Here is a 15683-nt window from a genome sequence, read left to right as displayed (position 1 = left end):
TGAGGAACGAGAGCCTGATGTCCACGAGCGAGCTCTTCCTGCGCGATGTCATCGACATCAAGGAAGACGTCCATGCCGGCGACTTCAAGGTGGAGCTCTCCCAGGGCTTCACCGAGACGGACGCCCGGGTCGTGGAGTACGTGGTCACCGACCAGCTCCAGAAGGCGTTCCGGAAGGCCCTGGGCATCGTCGGGAAGTCGATGCGCACCGGTGACCCGCACGCCGCGTACCTCCACGGCTCGTTCGGTGCCGGTAAGAGCCACTTCCTCACCGTGCTGCACGCGGTGCTCAACAACCACCCGGCGGCCCGCGCCAAGCCCCGGCTGCAGGAGGTCATCGCCGAGCACGACGACTGGCTGCGGCAGAAGAAGTTCCTGATGGTGCCCTACCACCTGGTCGGCTCCACCGACCTGGACTCGGCACTGCTGGGCGGCTATGTGGCCGCCGTGCACAAGAAGCACCCGGACATGCCCACCCCCGCGGTGTACCGTGCGGACTCCGCCCTCGCGGACGCGCGCCGGCAGCGGCGGTTCCTCGCCGACGACCGGAAGTTCATCGAGTGGCTGGGAGCCGGTGCCGCGGCCGTCGCCCCCGGCGGTGCCGTCATCGCCGTCGAGGAGGAGGACGACCTCGACGCCAGCGGCCTGGAGGAGGTGGCCGGCGCCCCGGCCGCCGGTGGCTGGACCCCCGCCGACCTGGACCGGGCCTTCGACGCGCCGGCCGGCGACCCGTACCGCGAGGCGCTGGTGTCGGCGCTGCTCTCCGGGCCGATGGCCTCGTACGCCACCGGTGCACGCGGCGACAAGGACGCCTTCCTGCCGCTGGAGAACGGCCTGGCGGTGATCTCCCGGCACGCCAAGTCGCTCGGCTACGACGGCATCGTCCTCTTCCTCGACGAGCTGATCCTCTGGCTGCAGGCGCACATGGGGGAGCAGGACTTCGTCCGCGACCAGGTGCAGCGGCTGGTCAAGCTGATCGAGTCGGGGGACAGCGACCGGCCGGTGCCGATCGTCTCCTTCATCTCCCGCCAGCGCGACCTGTCCCAACTGATCGGCACCGACGTGGCCGGCGCCGACGTGCAGAACCTGGAGCAGCAGGTCGAGTACCTCGCCGGCCGCATCGACGTGGTCGATCTGGAGGACAGCAACCTCATCGAGATCATCAAGCACCGGGTGCTCGCCCCGAAGCCGGGGCGGGAGGCCGACCGGGACTCGGCCTTCGAGGTGGTGGAGTCCTCCAAGGACGAGGTGCGGCAGGTGCTGCTCGACGCCCACGGGCGGACCGAGGCCACCTGGGAGGACTTCCGGGCCCTCTACCCGCTCTCGCCCGCCTTCCTCAACGTGCTGGTGGAGCTCTCCGGCGCGCTGCAGCGCGAACGGACCGGTCTGAAGCTGGTGCAGGAGACGCTGCGGCGGCGCCGCGACGACCTGCGGCTCGGCGAGCTGATCCCGCTGGGCGACCTGTGGGACGTGATCCTCGACGGTACGGGTGAGGCATTCACCGCCCGGCTGCGCCGGGAGGCCGAGACCGCCAAGCGCTTCCACGACCGGGTGCGGGCGTACCTGCTGCAGAAGTACGGGTCGGAGGACGACACCCGGTTCAAGGGCGACGAGCGGCTGATCAAGACGCTGTTGCTCGCCGCGCTGGCCCCAAACGTCCCCGCCCTCGCCCGGCTGACCGGCGAGCGGCTGGCGGCGCTCAACCACGGCTCCATCAAGGTGCGGCTCGGCTCGGCCGGGTCGGTGGCGGTCAAGCGGCTGCGCGAGCTGCAGGGCGAGTTCGGCGAACTGCGCAGCGAGGGCGAGTCGGACCCGGTCTTCCACCTCCATCTCTCCGACCTCGACATCGAGCCGATCCTCGACCAGGTGAGCAGCGAGGACAACCTCGGCAAGCGGCGGCAGTGGGTGAAGGACCAGCTGTGGACCGCGCTCGGCATCCAGGACACCCAGCCGTTCATCTGCGAACGGGAGATCGTCTGGCGGGGGACGAAGCGCACCGCGGAGTTCGTCTTCGGCAACGTCTGCGACCCGCACCTGCCCGACGAGCAGTTCCAGCCCCAGACGGACGGCAACATCCGGTTCGTCTTCGACTACCCCTTCGACGACAAGCACTTCCCCAGCGACGACGTGCGCCGGGTGGAGGGGCTGAAGCAGGCCGGCAGGTACGCGCCGACGATCGTCTGGCTGCCGGACTTCTTCTCCGAACAGAAGTCGAACCAGCTGGGACGGCTCCTGAAGATCAATTACCTGCTGGAGCGGGACCGCCTCGACGACCACACCGCCACCAAGTCCGCGGATGAGCGGGTGCAGATCCGGCACCAGCTCAAGGCGCAGAGCGAGAACCTCACCTCCCAGCTCACCGCCGTACTGCAGCAGCTCTACGGCATCAGCAAGCCCGACCCGGGCAGCGTCGGGGCGGAGGTGCCGGACAGCCAGCACGTGTGGTCGCTGGAGCCGGCGTACGGCAACCCGAAGCCGCAGGCGGGCCTGAGCTTCGAGCAGAACCTCTACGCGCTCAGCGACGGGATGTTCGCCGCGCTTTATCCCAAGCATCCCGACTTCGACCCGGGCCTCACCCGGAAGCCGGTCACCACACGAGAGTTGCGGACCGCGCTGGAGTGGATCGGCCGGGCCATGGAGGACGGTGAGCGCCGTGTCGTCGTGGACCGGCACCAGCTCCCCGTGGTCAAGCGGATCGTGCACCCGCTCGGACTCGGCGAGGTCCACGACGGACCGCTCAACCTGCTCAACGACTGGCGGCTGAGGATCAACCAGAAGGCCGCGGAGGCCAAGGCGGGGTCCGAGCTGTCGGTGGAGCAGATCCGCCGCTGGATCACCGAACTCGGCTACACCGGGCTGGAGAAGAACATCGCCAACCTGATCATCGCCACCTACGCGCTGCTGGACGACCGCACGTGGACGTTCCAGACCACTCCCGTGGCGCAGGCACCGGAGCTGGAGCGCATCGGGGGCGGGTACGGGCTGCGCGCGGTGGAGCTGCCCACCCCGGAGGAGTTCACGGCCGCCCGCGCCCGGGCGGCGGCCGTCTTCGGCGTCTCGACGCGGCCGGTGCTCTTCGCGCGGAACGTATCGGCACTGGCCACCAAGGTCCGCGAGGTGGCCACCGCGCACGGCCAGGCGGTGAGCGGGGTGTGGCGGTCGCTGGACAAGCACGCCGCCGACCTCGGGCTGAGCGGTGCGGACGCCCCGCGGATGCGGTCCACCCGGGCCGCGGCGGATCTGCTGGCCCGGCTGGCCCGGACCAGCGACGCGACGCCGCTGGTGAAGGAGCTGGCGGCGGTCTCGTACGACGTGACGGACCAGGAGATCGGCGCCGCGATCAAGCAGGCGCCTGAGGTGCTGCGGGCACTCGACGACACCAACTGGAAGCTGCTGCGGAGCGTCCGCGGTTTCGCCGGACGGGACGACGGGGTCGGGGACAAGGCCGAGCGGCTGATCGCGCTGCTGCGCGAGACGGCCGACGACCACGAGCAGGCCCGGTCCCTGGTGCCGGTGCTCAGCCAGCTCCAGGACCAGGCGCTCGCTCTGGTCAACGAGGTGGCCCAGCTCGCCAGCGTGGCCCGGCCGCCGGTGCCCGAGCCCACCATGCCGGGACCGGATGACATCAGCCTGACGCGGCACGGGACACCGGCCGTTCCGTCCGCGGTACCGCCGCGGTCGGAAGCCGGACGGAGCGAGGCGACCGTGCCGGTCCCCGCTCCCGGGACGGCCGCCGGGCCGACGGCCCCGCATGTGCTGAACGCGGAGGAACCGACCCGCGTCGAGTCGCTTCTCGCCGAGGCCATCACCGATGTGCGCGACGAGATCCGCTCCTACCTCGAAGCACATCCCGGCGTGCCGATCGAGATCACCTGGCGTCCGCTTCCGTCCGACGGACGGCAGCCGGCCGGTGAGGAGGCCGACCGCTGATGGTCGCCGCCCCGCCCCAGGTCAACCGCCGCACCATCGAGGCGCTGCTGAACACCCATGGTCCGAGCCTGGGCGAACGGCGGCTGGTGCTGATCCGCGGCCACTACCCGGCCGCGGCGCCGGAGGAGTTCACGGTCCAGATCGGCGGGGAACCGCGCCGGGTGCGGGTCACCGACCAGACGTCCGTGCTCGGCATCGTGGACGCCTGGCAGCGGCACCAGGCGACCACCGGCGACGAACTGCTAGTGGTGACCACCGGCGTCGGGGACGACCAGCTCGGCTGGGACCTGCGGGGGCACGCGGTGCGCCGCCGCGCCCTCACCGTGGAGAACGCCGAGATCGTCAAGCAGCGGTTCGGCGCGCGGGACCTGGACGCGCGGATGTACCGGGAGAGTTGGCTGCTGGAAGCGCTGATCGACGCCGAGCCACACGACGGCTGGCCGCGCGTGGGCTCCGTCCTCACCCGCGACACCGCGCTCCGCGCCCTGCTGGTGGCACGGCTCGGCCTCGGGCACCCCACGGCGGGCGAGGCGCGGGCGGTCACCGACATCACCATCGACGCCGACGCCCTGCTCACCTGGTCGCGCACCCCGTCCGGCCCCACCCGCTTCGCCGAACTCGGCACCGCCGAGCGCGAGGAGCTGAAGAAGTGGCTCCACGACACCGCCGGTGCGGCCGTTCCGGTCCTGATGTCGCTGGTCGAGGCGGGGCGCGGCAACGACGCCATGGCACTGGGACTCCTCGGCTCGGTGCTCGCCGACCCGGCCACCGACCGGGACACCATGCTCGCCGTGGGCGGACTCTTCGGCCAGGTCCAGCGCACCACCGACCTGATGGCGTTCAGTAGCGCGGTCGCCGGGACGCTGACCCGGTGGATCGGTGAGGCGCGCAGTGCTCCGGCCGCCCGGGAGCGGGTGCTCTCGGTCATCGACCGCGCCGACCGGCTCGCCGCGGAGGCCGGGCTGACGGGCGCGCTGCGCACGAGCCGGTTCCTGCTGTCCAGCTTCACCGCCCAGCTCCGCGAGGTCGCCTCGCTGCTCCGCCGCTCGCCGGACGCGGCCGAGTCCGCGTTGGGCACGCTGCGCGACCATGCCCTCGCCACCCTGCACGGGGACCGGATCGCCGCCGCCGCCATGGCGGTCCGGGTCGCACGCTGGCTGGCCTCTCCGCCGGCGCCGGTGGAGTCGGTGGCGGCCGGGGTCCGCACGCATCTGGCCGAGTGGGGCTGGGTCGACCGGGCACTCGCCGTGCTCTGGGAGGGCGACCCGGCCGGTGATCCGGTGGCGGGCCAGGAGTACCGGGCGCTGTACGACCGCGCGAGGGCCCGCAGGGACGCGCTTGACGAGCAGTTCGCGGGGCGGCTCGCGGGCTGGACGCGTATCGCGTCCGTTCACGCACCAGGAGACTGCCTGCTCGTGGAGAACGTGCTGACCGAAGCAGCGACACCGCTGTGCGGTGTGACCTCGCCGCTGGTGCTGCTGCTGGACGGGATGAGCAGCGCGGTGGCGGTGCAACTCGGTGAGGAGGCGGAACGCCTGGGCTGGGTGGAGGCGGTGCCCACCCCGTCGGCGGGACGGCCGCCACAGCGGCTTGCGGCCGTCTCCATGCTGCCGTCCGTGACCCGCGTCAGCAGGGCGTCGTTGCTCACCGGACGTCCCGCCAACGGAGGCCAGTCCGTGGAGGCGGCCGGCTTCGCCGACTACTGGAGGCAGCGCCGCCGTGAGGGCGTGCTGTTCCACAAGGCGTCGATAGACGGCGAGGCCGGGCACCGGCTCTCCGAGGAACTGGTCGCGGCCCTGGGCCGTGATGAGGTGGTGGTGGGCGTGGTGCTCAACACCATCGACGACGCGCTCGACCACGGTGCGCAGGGCGACCGTACCCAGTGGGGTATCAGGGACGTCACCTTCCTGCGGGAGCTTCTCGACGCCGCCAAGAGCTTTGGCCGGCCGGTGCTGCTCGTCGCCGATCACGGGCATGTGCTGGAGCGCGGCGGAGGCGCCGGCCCGCATCCGGTGACAGGTGCGGAATCCGCGCGCTGGCGCACCGGCACGGCGGGCGAGGGCGAGGTGGAGCTGTCCGGCCCACGAGTGCTGGAGGGCGGTGGAACGATCGTCGCCGCGTGGCGTGAGGACATCCGCTACACCCCCCGCAAGGCCGGGTACCACGGAGGCGCGTCCTTGGCCGAGATCACCGTCCCGCTGCTGGCGCTGCTGCCGTCCCGGGAGCTCCTGCCCAAGGGCTGGGAGGTGCTCCCCAGAGAACTCGCGACACCGTCCTGGTGGGCCGGGACCCGACCGGTCGAGGACGTGGTGAGCGAGACCGCCGCCCCCGGCCCGGTCAGCCAGAAGCCGGTCAGGCGGCGCCCGAAGCCCGCCGGTGAGGGGCTGTTCGCCGAGGCCGAGGTCGTCAGGGAGGACTCGACGCCGCAGCCGCCGCCGGGCACCCTGGGGACCAAGATCGTGGCGAGCGACGTCTATCTCGCCCAGAAGGAGTACGTCCGCAAGGCGCCCGAGGCCAAGGTGGTGGCCGCCGTCATCGACGCGCTCGCCGCGGCCGGCGGCACCATGTCGCCGGCGGCCCTGGCCGCCGCCATCTCCGCCACCGGACGGGTGAAGCGCAATGTCGACGGCTTCATCGCCACCGTGCAGCGGCTGCTGAACGTCGAGGGGTACCCGGTGCTCGGTTTCATCGACGCCGGCCACACCGTCAAGCTGGACGTACCCCTGCTCCGCGAACAGTTCCTCCTGGAAGGATCCCGCCCGTGACCGCCCCGGCCCAGGTGAGCGCGGCACGCCGCCGCGAAGTTGTCGACGCCCTGCGGCGGGGAACGGTGCCGCAGGCCGGATTGGACCTCTTCGCGGTCGGCCTGGACCGCTTCCGGGATGCCCTGGACGAGGACATCGCCACGGTGTCCCGCGGGGGCTCGGCCTTCCACGCCATCCGAGGTGAGTACGGCTCGGGAAAGACCTTCTTCGCCCGGTGGCTCGCCGAGCGGGCCAAGCGCGCCGGTCTCGCCACCGCCGAGGTGCAGATCTCCGAGACGGAGACGCCGCTGCACCGGCTGGAGACGGTCTACCGGCGTCTCACCGAACGGCTGTCCACCGCCACCCACCAGCCGAGCGCCCTGCGTGCCATCGTCGACTCGTGGTTCTACACCCTCGAGGAGGAGGTGCTCGACGCGGGGGAGGTGGACGAGGAGGACACGGAGGCGCTGGCCCGGGGCGTGGAGGACCTGATGGAGCGCCGGCTGGCCGACGTGGCCCGTACCACGCCGGCCTTCTCCGCGGCGCTGCGCGGTTATCGGCAGGCCGTCACCGCCGGTGACGGAGCCACCGCCGAGGCGCTGATCGCCTGGCTCGGCGGACAGAAGTCGGTGGCGGCCTCGGCACGCAAGGCTGCCGGGGTGCGGGGCGAACTGGACCACTTCGCGGCGCTCGGTTTCCTCCAGGGGCTGCTCACCGTCCTCCGGGACTGTGGTCACCCGGGGCTGCTGCTGGTCCTCGACGAGATCGAGACCCTGCAGCGGGTCCGGGGCGACGTACGGGAGAAGGGCCTCAACGCCCTGCGGCAGCTGCTGGACGAGATCGACGCGGGCCGCTTCCCCGGCCTCTTCCTGGTCATCACCGGAACACCGGCGTTCTACGACGGGCAGCAGGGAGCCCAGCGGCTGCCTCCGCTGGCGCAGCGGCTGGCCACCGACTTCACCACCGACCCCCGCTTCGACTCCCCGCGCGCCGTACAGCTGCGGCTACCCGGGTTCGACCTGGTGAAGCTCGGCGAGCTGGGGCGCGGGGTACGTGACCTCTACGCGGGCGCGGCCAGGAACCCGCAGCGGATCGCGGACCGGGTGGACGACGCCTACATCGGGGAACTGGCCACCGCCGTGACCGGAGGACTCGGCGGAAAGGTCGGGGTCGCGCCACGGCTCTTCCTGCGCAAGCTCGTGGCCGATGTTCTCGACCGGGTCGACGAGTTCGGGGACTTCGACCCGCGGCGGCACTACGCGCTCACCGTGTCCGGCGCCGAGCTGAACGAGGTCGAACGCAACGCCGCGGCCTCCGCAGCGGACGACATCGAGCTGGAGCTGCCGTGACCGGCGTCGAGGAGCTCGACCCGGCCCTCGTTCACCACATCGTCAACACTCTGGGCTGGCCCGGGCTCCGGCCGCTCCAGCAGGAGGCCGTCGCTCCCCTGATGGCGGGTGAGGACGCGGTGCTGCTCGCGCCGACGGCGGGCGGCAAGACCGAGGCGGCGTCGTTCCCCCTGCTGTCGAGGATGGCGGCCGAGCGGTGGACGGGCACCTCGGTGCTCTACGTCTGCCCGCTCAAAGCCCTGCTCAACAACCTGCTGCCCCGGTTGGAGACCTACACCGCATGGCTGGGCCGGACAGCGGCGCTGTGGCACGGGGATGTCACCGCGACCCACCGCAAGAAGATCCTGGCCAATCGCCCCGACGTGCTGCTGACCACCCCCGAGTCGCTGGAAGCCATGCTGGTCAGTGCCAATGTCGACCACGCGTCGTTCTTCTCCGGTCTGCGTTCCATCGTCATCGACGAGGTGCACGCCTTCGCCGGGGACGACCGTGGCTGGCACCTGCTCGCCGTACTCGAACGTCTCCAGCGGGTCGTGGGCCGTCCCGTACAGCGGGTCGGCCTGTCCGCGACGGTGGGGAACCCGGAGGACCTGCTCCACTGGCTCCAGGGATCCGGGGCCGGCAAACGGCCCGCCCGCGTGGTGGCACCCCACCTCAGCGAGCCGCAGCCGACCCCCGGGGCGCTGCCGCCCGGTGACATCCAGCTGGACTACGTCGGTTCCGTCGACAATGCGGCCACCGTCATCGCGGCACTCCACCGCGGCGAGAAGCGGCTGGTCTTCTGCGAGTCCCGGAAGCTGGTGGAGGAGCTGGGGGAAAAGCTTCTCATCAAGGGGGTGACCACCTTCCTCTCCCACGCCTCCCTCTCGGTGGACGAGCGGCGGCGTGCCGAGCAGGCGTTCGCCGAGGCACGTGACTGCGTCATCGTCTCCACCAGCACTCTGGAGCTCGGCATCGACGTCGGGGACTTGGACCGGGTCATCCAGATCGACGCGCCTGCCACCGTCGCCTCCTTCCTGCAGCGGCTCGGGCGCACCGGGCGCCGGGCGGGCACCACTCGCAACTGCCTCTTCCTGGCCTTGGACGAAGCCGGCCTGCTGGCTGCCGCTGCGCTGTTGCTCCAGTGGTCACGGGGCTGGGTGGAGCCGGTGCTCGCACCGCCCGAGCCGCGGCACATCGCCGCCCAGCAGGTGCTCGCGCTGTGCCTCCAGGAGCACCGGATCGGTGATCGCCTGTGGCAGGAAGCCTGGAACGGCCTCAACCACTTCGGTGCCGCGGCCCACCTGATCGTCCGGCACCTGGTGGAGGAGGGCTACCTGGACCAGGACGGTGGAATGCTGTTCATCGGCCCGGAGACGGAGCGCCGCTTCGGCCACCGGCACTTCATGAACCTCACCGCCGTCTTCACCTCGCCGCCGCAGTTCACCGTGGTGCACGGACGGAGGGAGATCGGCAGAACCGATCCCGATCTGCTGACCGAGGAGGTCCAGGGTCCGCGGAAACTGCTCCTGGCGGGACGTAGCTGGCTGGTGACGTACATCGACTGGCGCCGCAAGAGGTGCTTCGTCGAGCCGGCGGACGGCGGGGGCAAGGCCAAGTGGAGCGGTGCGGGCTTCGACCGCGGCGCATCGTTCGCCTTGGTCCGTGCCGCTCGGGAGGTGCTCCTGGGAGCCGACCCGCCCGTCGTGCTGACCAAACGGGCGGTGGCCTGCCTCGCGGAAGCCCGGGACCACTTCCTCCAGCACGTCCATCCGGGCGGCACGGTGATCGCCCGGAGTGCGACCGGGCATCTGCAGTGGTGGACCTGGGCCGGGCACCGGACGAACGCCACCCTGGCCGCGACCCTCGGTGCCGTGACCGCGCCGGCGCAGCAGACCAACGGTTGCTGGATACGGCTGCGCGAGGAGGTCACTCCGCAGGTGTGGAAGCAGGCGGTGGCCGATTCGGCGGAACACCTCTGTCTGCCCGATGTGGATGACAGGGCGGTGCGGGGGCTGAAATTCGCCGAAGCCCTGCCGGCCCGGCTCGCCCGGGCGACACTGGCCATGCGCCTCGCGGACTTCGAGGGAGCCAAGGCGGTTCTCGCCGAACCCGTCCGATTCGTGACGGATTTCAGCTGACGGTTTCCGCCAGGCCTGCCGCGGAAGGAGGCTCCGCGGTGACGGGAGCGAGGACCTCGTCGGCGGGGCGTGCGGGAGCGGGAACGCCGTTCGACAGGTCTCCACTCTGGGTGAACAGTTCCCGCGCGGACCTGTGACCGCGCTGGTCGGATACCACCACGCCACCGGTCCACTTGCCCGGCCGGACCTCGTAGCGATACTGCAACCGGCCCAGCCGGGGGCAGTGCTCGCGGGCTGCGGCATGTCCCGGGTGGCAGTGGACGTTCCAGGTCAGATCGTCGGCGTAAGTCGTGCAGACTGCGGGAAAGAGGATGCCCCACACCACCAGGTCGGCGATCTGCAGACCCGCATGGGTGTCACTGTGTCCGAACACCGGCGCTTCGGCGAGGTGGGGCAGGCGATCGGCACCCTGGCGGAACTTCTCCGCGGTGACGCAGTCGACGTTCTTGACGTTCTTCACATAGCTGCGGCTGTCGAGCACCGCGACGCCCTGCCCGCCGCGCTGGGCGAGGTAGTGCTCGAAGTCCTCGCAGAGGGAACGCACCGAGGACAGGTACATGCCCTCCGCATCGTTGACCGTGTCCTCCCGCAGCACCCAGGCACGCGCGAGCACACGACAGTCGTGCTCCTCCAGCAAGGACAGGAGGTCGCTGATGAGTCGGTCCGCCCAGCGAGCGTGGTTACGGCCACCGTGGCGGTACTTCCTCCGCACGGTGTCGCCCTTCAACTCGTGCCGGATCACTTGCAGAGGCCGCACGCCCTCCTTGGCCAGGCACGGCATGTAGCTCCGCTTCAGCTCCATGAAACCCCGGACCAGGGCATGGAGACGAGCTTCGGGGACGGCGAAGCCACCGATGACCATCGCGGGCTGCGAATCGGGTTTCTCCGCCGTGACCACCTGTCCGTTGCCGGCTTCATCGAAATAGCACAGGTACAACGTCCCCCCTGGTGAAAACACTATGGCCGACCCCAGAACCCTGGGGACGGCCATAGGAGGTGCCACGCCGGCCAGGCCGGTCGCAGCGGGTTATTCGTTCTGTCCGCAGCGTATGCAGCGTGGGGACGGCTGACAAGTCGGGTTCGCCGATGCGGCCGGCTGGACCGGGCCCGCCCTCCTCACGCCGCCTCGTCGCCGCGCACCAGGCGGCGGAAGCGGTCGAGCAGGGGGAAGCGCTCGCGCTGTTCGCGGGCGCTGCGGTCCAGTTCCTCCATCAGGCGGACGGCGCGGTGCTCCATGTCGAGCTCGTCCAGGATGCGGTCCACCTCGGCGAGCAGGGCGCCGTGCAGCTGCCACTGGCGCGGGTGCTGCTGGACCCGGCGGAGCAGCAGCTGAGCGGCGTTCTCCCGGGCCGTCGCGGCGGCCTCCAGCTCGACGGAGAGGCGGGTCTCCGCCTCCTCGGCGTTGGCGGTGACCTGGGTGGTGACCAGGGCGGCGAAGTTCTCCACCGCGGCGGCCACATGCCGGAACAGCTCCTCCAGCGCGTCCGCCACGTCCTGCGGGAAGAGCGGCTCGTCGGTGCGGTGCTTGGCCAGGTCGGTGAGGGACCGGGCGAGCACCCGCAGCACCACGGTGCAGATCTCCAGGGTGTCCAGCCCGGTGCGCAGCACCACCCGGTGGAGCAGCCCCTCCTTGACCCGGGGGTTGAGCCGCAGGCTGTCCTCCGCCTGGCGGAGGGCGGCGTCCACCTCGGCCACGTCGTTGTCGAGCCGGCGGGCCTCGTGGAGCCGGGCGGCGGCCCGTTCGACCGGGGTGTGCGCGCCGAGCTCCTCGCCCATGTGGAGCAGCAGGGTGCGCAGTCGCCTGCCGAGGTCCTCGATCGATTCGCCGGCGGTCTGCACCCACACCGGCGGGGCGAAGAGGAAGTTGAACAGCAGGCCGACCACGGCGCCGATGAGGGTCTCCAGCACCCGGTCCCAGGCGGTGTTGGCCACCTGGGTGACGCCTAGGACCAGCATGGCGCTGATCGCGACCTCGGGGACGAACTCGCTCACCCGCACGATGTGACCCACCATCAGCGAGGCGAGGATGATCAGGCCCAGGCTCCACCAGGTCAGGCCCACCAGGGCGCTGAAGCCGCTGGCGATGAGCACGCCGGTCACCACCGAGTTCACCCGGCGGATGCCCGTGGTGAGGGTGGCGAACAGGGTGACCTGCACGACCAGGAGGGCGGTCAGCGGCGCGGTCAGCGGGGCCGGTTCGTTGCTCAGCTGCAGCGCGACGACATAGGAGATCGTCGCGGCGGCCGTGGAACGGAGGGCCTGCACCACCGTGGGGTGGCGACCGCGTCTGATGAGCTTTGCTACGGGATCGGACACATCTGGCACGTTTCTGCTCATTCCCGTTCGCGGGCCGGGCAGACACCCGAAATGCCGGCGGCCACCTGCCTGGGCGTCAGGCCGGGCGGCGTCACGTCAGGCACTCCGGTCCCGGTCGGCCAGCGCCAGCAGCCGGGTGACGGTGTTCCAGTTCCGTGCCGTGGCGGTGACCCCCGGGAGCCGGATGCCGGTGATCTTGGCGGCGAGCCTGGAGCGGCCGATGCCACCCGGGCACCACAGGTACACCTCCCGGCCGATCAGACGGAACCGGTCCGGGGCGTGCGCGGCCGGGTCGATCGCGTCCAGCCGGGCGGTGTCGGCGGGCGCCTCGGACAGAAACACCACGTGGAGCGTCGACGGTTCGGCGGTGGCCCGCGGGTAGGGGTTCGCGGCGACGACGGCGGCCAGCTCGTCCCGGGTGCGCACCAGGACCGGCACCGGGAAGCCCAGTTCGGCGGCGATGCCCTCGGCGGCCGAGCGGGCCGTCTCGGCCGGCGGGGTGGCCGGGGCGTGGAGCACGATGTTGCCGGTCCCCAGGTGGACGGTGACGTCCTGGTGGCCCAGGCGGCGCATCACCTCCTGCTGCCGGTCCATCGGGAAGGGGGCGTGGCTGCCGACGTTGATGCCGCGGAGCAGCAGGATCTGGGCCGTCATCGGGTGGTCTCCTCGGAAGGCGTGGGCGCCGGCCCGGGCCCGGGTACCGGGGGCACGGCGGGCGGCGGGCGCGATGGGGAGTGCGGCTGGAACCGATCACCTGGGAGCGGCTGACCGACGCGCTCGCCGACCACCTGGCGTCGGCCGGGGCGGCGGACGGCGGACCGTGGCTGCGGGTGGCGGTGGACGGCGCCCCGGCGGCCGGCACCGGTGAGCGGGCGGAACGGCTCGGCGCCGCGCTGCGCGCCCGGGGCAGGGCCGCCCTGGTGGTCGGCGCGCACGGCTTTCTGCGTCCGGCCTCGCTGCGGCTGGAGTACGGGAAGCGGGACGTCGAGGCGTACTACGGCGGCTGGCTGGACACCGGGGCGCTGTGGCGTGAGGTCTTCACCCCGCTGGAGCCCGGCGGCACCGGGCGGGTGCTGCCCGACCTGTGGGACCCGGTGACGGACCGGGCCACGCGCAGCGGCTACGTCGAGCTCCCGCCGGGCGGAGTGCTGGTGCTGCACGGACCGCTGCTGCTCGGACACTGGTTCCCCTTCGATCTCTCGGTCCATCTGCGGTTGTCCCCGGCCGCCCTGGCCCGGCGCACCGACGAGCGCGAGCGGTGGACGCTGCCCGCGTTCGCCCGTTACGAGGACGAGGTGGGCCCCGCCGACGCTGCCGATGTGGTGGTGCGCGCCGACGACCCGGGCCGCCCGGCGTGGACGGGGCTGCCCGGACGCTGAGCCGGACCCGGCGGCCGGACGCCGGCCCGGTGACCGTTTCCACGAACGGCTGGGGCCGGGCCCTCGGCCGTCGCGCCGCCGGGGCGCGGGGCGTGCGGAGGGGCGTCCGCTGGGCTCGGGTTGGGGCACCGGCCGGGCCGCGGGGGCGCCGACGGGTCACCCGCTGGCTGAGTGCCGGGGCACCGGCCGCGCCGACGCCCGGGGCGCGGCCGACAGCTGGGCCGCGCCGACGGTGGATCGCCCGGTGGGTCCGCGCCGGGGTACGGCCCCGCCCGGGTGCCCCCGCACGGGGCCACGGTCCCACGCCACCCGCCGTGTCCGGCCGCCTGTCCGTCGTGCTCGCGGCCGGCCCGGCTGCCCGGGCTTCCGGCGCTCCACCCCTGGCACCGGTCGGTGCTCCGGCGCGCGGCGTGCGGGCCGCCGGCGACAGGGACGGTGCCCGCTGGTGTCCGGGTACCGGCTGTCGCTGACCTCCGCGTCCGTGCGGCACGGAGGCGTTCGTCCCCGCCCTGGTGGCGGGCCCGCTCCGCTCCGCCGGGACGAGCCGCGCTCGCGCCGGTACGGCGCCGGGGCCGGCCCGCCTCCGGTACCGGACCCCCGAGCCGGTCCGCGCGGGGACGGGCGTACCGGGCCACCGGCGCGGCGGCGGTGTGCGCGGGGCAGCCCGGCAGGGCGAGGGCGAGGCAGGTGGCGAGGGCGGGCGGCGGAGTGGACGGGGCCGGCCCTTGACGCGCGGCCGCGACCGGTCAGAAGAGCGGCTCCGGCAGGACACCCTCCAGCGCGAGAAGGCTGCGCTTGGTCTCCAGGCCGCCCCCGAAGCCGCCTATGCCGCCGCCGCTCTCCACCACCCGGTGGCAGGGCACGACGACCGGCAGCGGGTTGGCACCCATGGCGGTGCCCACCGCGCGGGCCGCGCCCGGCTCGCCGACCCGGTCGGCCAGGTCCTGATACCCGACCACGGTGCCGTACGGCACGTGCTCGGCCAGCTCGCGCAGCACCTGCCGGTTGAATCCCGCGGTGAGCGACCAGTCCAGCGGCAGCGTGAAGGTCCGCAGGGTCCCGGAGAAGTACCCGGTCAGCTGGCGTATCGCCTCGTCCAGCACGTCCTGGCAGGCGTCGGTGGCGGGGGTGCCCAGCCGTCCGGTGAGCCGGGTGACGGCCCGTGCCGCCGTGCGCTCGTCGGCGTGGAAGCCCACCTGGGCCAGCCCCTGGCCGGTCGCGGCGAGCAGCAGCGGGCCGATGGGGGTGTCCAGCACCGCCCACGACCAGGGGCGCGCGCCCGGTCGCCGCGCCGGTTCGGCCGACTCCGTCGGCTCTGTGTTCGTCACGGTGCCCAGCGTAGGCGGGGGTACTGACAACGGACCCGCCGATGTCCGTCGGAGCCCGCTGATCCTTCGACTCGGGCACGCCGCCGGAGTGCCTCGATGCCTGCCGCGACCCGCAGCCCCCTCGTCCCGGTGCCCTCGCCGGTTCCCGCCCGGCTCGGCCCCAACTTCGCGCCGCACCGTCTCGGTGCCGCCCCGCGCCCCGCCGGCTCCCACCCCGCGCCTCACCGGGCCCCCGGCCGCGGACTCGCCGGGACCCGGACCTACCGATGCCGGGAAACGGCCGCGGCCCGGCTGCGGTACCGGGCCGTGGACCCGCCGGGCCCGGGACCCACCGGTGCCGGGCCGCGGACGGAGATCCACCGGGCCGGAGGGCGGGCGCCGCCTGCGCCGGAAGACCGATCGGGGAGCCATCACAAGCGGCCACCCGGCGCAGGCGGGCCGAGCGCCGCCGCGCGGGCAGACCCCGTGCGGCCGCCCGTTCGGGCACATGCATCCGGCCGCCGGGTGGAGCGTGTCCA

At 72.6% G+C, this 15683-nt stretch carries 9 protein-coding genes; 5 read left to right on the top strand and 4 right to left on the bottom strand.

The features are described 5' to 3' along the window. The first annotated feature begins 17 nt into the window (after positions 1–17). From IHE55_RS05645 to IHE55_RS05630, 4 genes are read left to right on the top strand one after another with little or no spacing between them, the layout of a single operon-like run. Positions 18–3929 (top strand): DUF6079 family protein, encoded by a 3912-nt coding sequence (locus IHE55_RS05645; protein ID WP_197988023.1) that lies wholly within the window; start codon positions 18–20, stop codon positions 3927–3929. Then, complete coding sequence (pglZ, locus tag IHE55_RS05640) at positions 3929–6694, top strand: BREX-2 system phosphatase PglZ (RefSeq protein ID WP_197988022.1); 2766 nt, start codon at positions 3929–3931, stop codon at positions 6692–6694. The genes IHE55_RS05645 and pglZ overlap by 1 nt, the downstream gene beginning before the upstream one ends. Then, positions 6691–8022: a BREX system ATP-binding protein BrxD gene (gene brxD / locus IHE55_RS05635; RefSeq protein ID WP_197988021.1), complete on the top strand. Its 1332-nt coding sequence runs from the start codon at positions 6691–6693 to the stop codon at positions 8020–8022. Before pglZ ends, brxD begins: the two co-directional genes overlap by 4 nt. Further along, the gene (locus IHE55_RS05630) at positions 8019–10142 is read left to right on the top strand and encodes a DEAD/DEAH box helicase (protein ID WP_197988020.1); all 2124 of its coding nucleotides are present in this window, start codon (positions 8019–8021) and stop codon (positions 10140–10142) included. The genes brxD and IHE55_RS05630 overlap by 4 nt, the downstream gene beginning before the upstream one ends. Here the strand turns inward: IHE55_RS05630 and IHE55_RS05625 are convergent. The 3 genes from IHE55_RS05625 to IHE55_RS05615 all read right to left on the bottom strand — a co-directional run bounded on the left by IHE55_RS05625 (position 10135) and on the right by IHE55_RS05615 (position 13112). After that, the gene (locus IHE55_RS05625; RefSeq protein WP_197988019.1) at positions 10135–11079 is read right to left on the bottom strand and encodes a DUF3800 domain-containing protein; all 945 of its coding nucleotides are present in this window, start codon (positions 11077–11079) and stop codon (positions 10135–10137) included. The genes IHE55_RS05630 and IHE55_RS05625 overlap by 8 nt on opposite strands. Before the next feature lie 179 nt (positions 11080–11258). Then, the gene (locus tag IHE55_RS05620) at positions 11259–12479 is read right to left on the bottom strand and encodes an FUSC family protein (RefSeq protein ID WP_197988018.1); all 1221 of its coding nucleotides are present in this window, start codon (positions 12477–12479) and stop codon (positions 11259–11261) included. A gap of 75 nt (positions 12480–12554) precedes the next feature. Continuing rightward, the gene (locus tag IHE55_RS05615) at positions 12555–13112 is read right to left on the bottom strand and encodes a DUF1697 domain-containing protein (protein ID WP_197988017.1); all 558 of its coding nucleotides are present in this window, start codon (positions 13110–13112) and stop codon (positions 12555–12557) included. A gap of 80 nt (positions 13113–13192) precedes the next feature. Here IHE55_RS05615 and IHE55_RS05610 point away from each other — a divergent pair, with 80 nt between their 5' ends. Then, complete coding sequence (locus tag IHE55_RS05610) at positions 13193–13837, top strand: nucleoside/nucleotide kinase family protein (RefSeq protein WP_197988016.1); 645 nt, start codon at positions 13193–13195, stop codon at positions 13835–13837. 746 nt (positions 13838–14583) lie between these two features. On the opposite strand, the gene IHE55_RS30760 is transcribed toward IHE55_RS05610, so the two are convergent. Further along, entirely contained in the window at positions 14584–15165 is a 582-nt protein-coding gene (locus IHE55_RS30760; RefSeq protein WP_372442629.1) for a methylated-DNA--[protein]-cysteine S-methyltransferase, read from the bottom strand. Positions 15166–15683: the final 518 nt, after the last annotated feature.

It is taken from the genome of Streptomyces pactum (assembly GCF_016031615.1).
In the GTDB taxonomy this organism is placed as follows: domain Bacteria; phylum Actinomycetota; class Actinomycetes; order Streptomycetales; family Streptomycetaceae; genus Streptomyces; species Streptomyces pactus.
This window is presented reverse-complemented; position numbering and strand designations above follow the sequence as displayed.

Bases quoted from the DNA above. Each gene is read 5' to 3' on its own strand.
- IHE55_RS05645 (WP_197988023.1), top strand. From the start codon at position 18: ATGTCCACGAGCGAGCTCTTCCTGCGCGATGTCATCGACATCAAGGAA.
- pglZ (WP_197988022.1), top strand. From the start codon at position 3,929: ATGGTCGCCGCCCCGCCCCAGGTCAACCGCCGCACCATCGAGGCGCTG.
- IHE55_RS05620 (WP_197988018.1), bottom strand. From the start codon at position 12,479: ATGAGCAGAAACGTGCCAGATGTGTCCGATCCCGTAGCAAAGCTCATC.
- IHE55_RS05615 (WP_197988017.1), bottom strand. From the start codon at position 13,112: ATGACGGCCCAGATCCTGCTGCTCCGCGGCATCAACGTCGGCAGCCAC.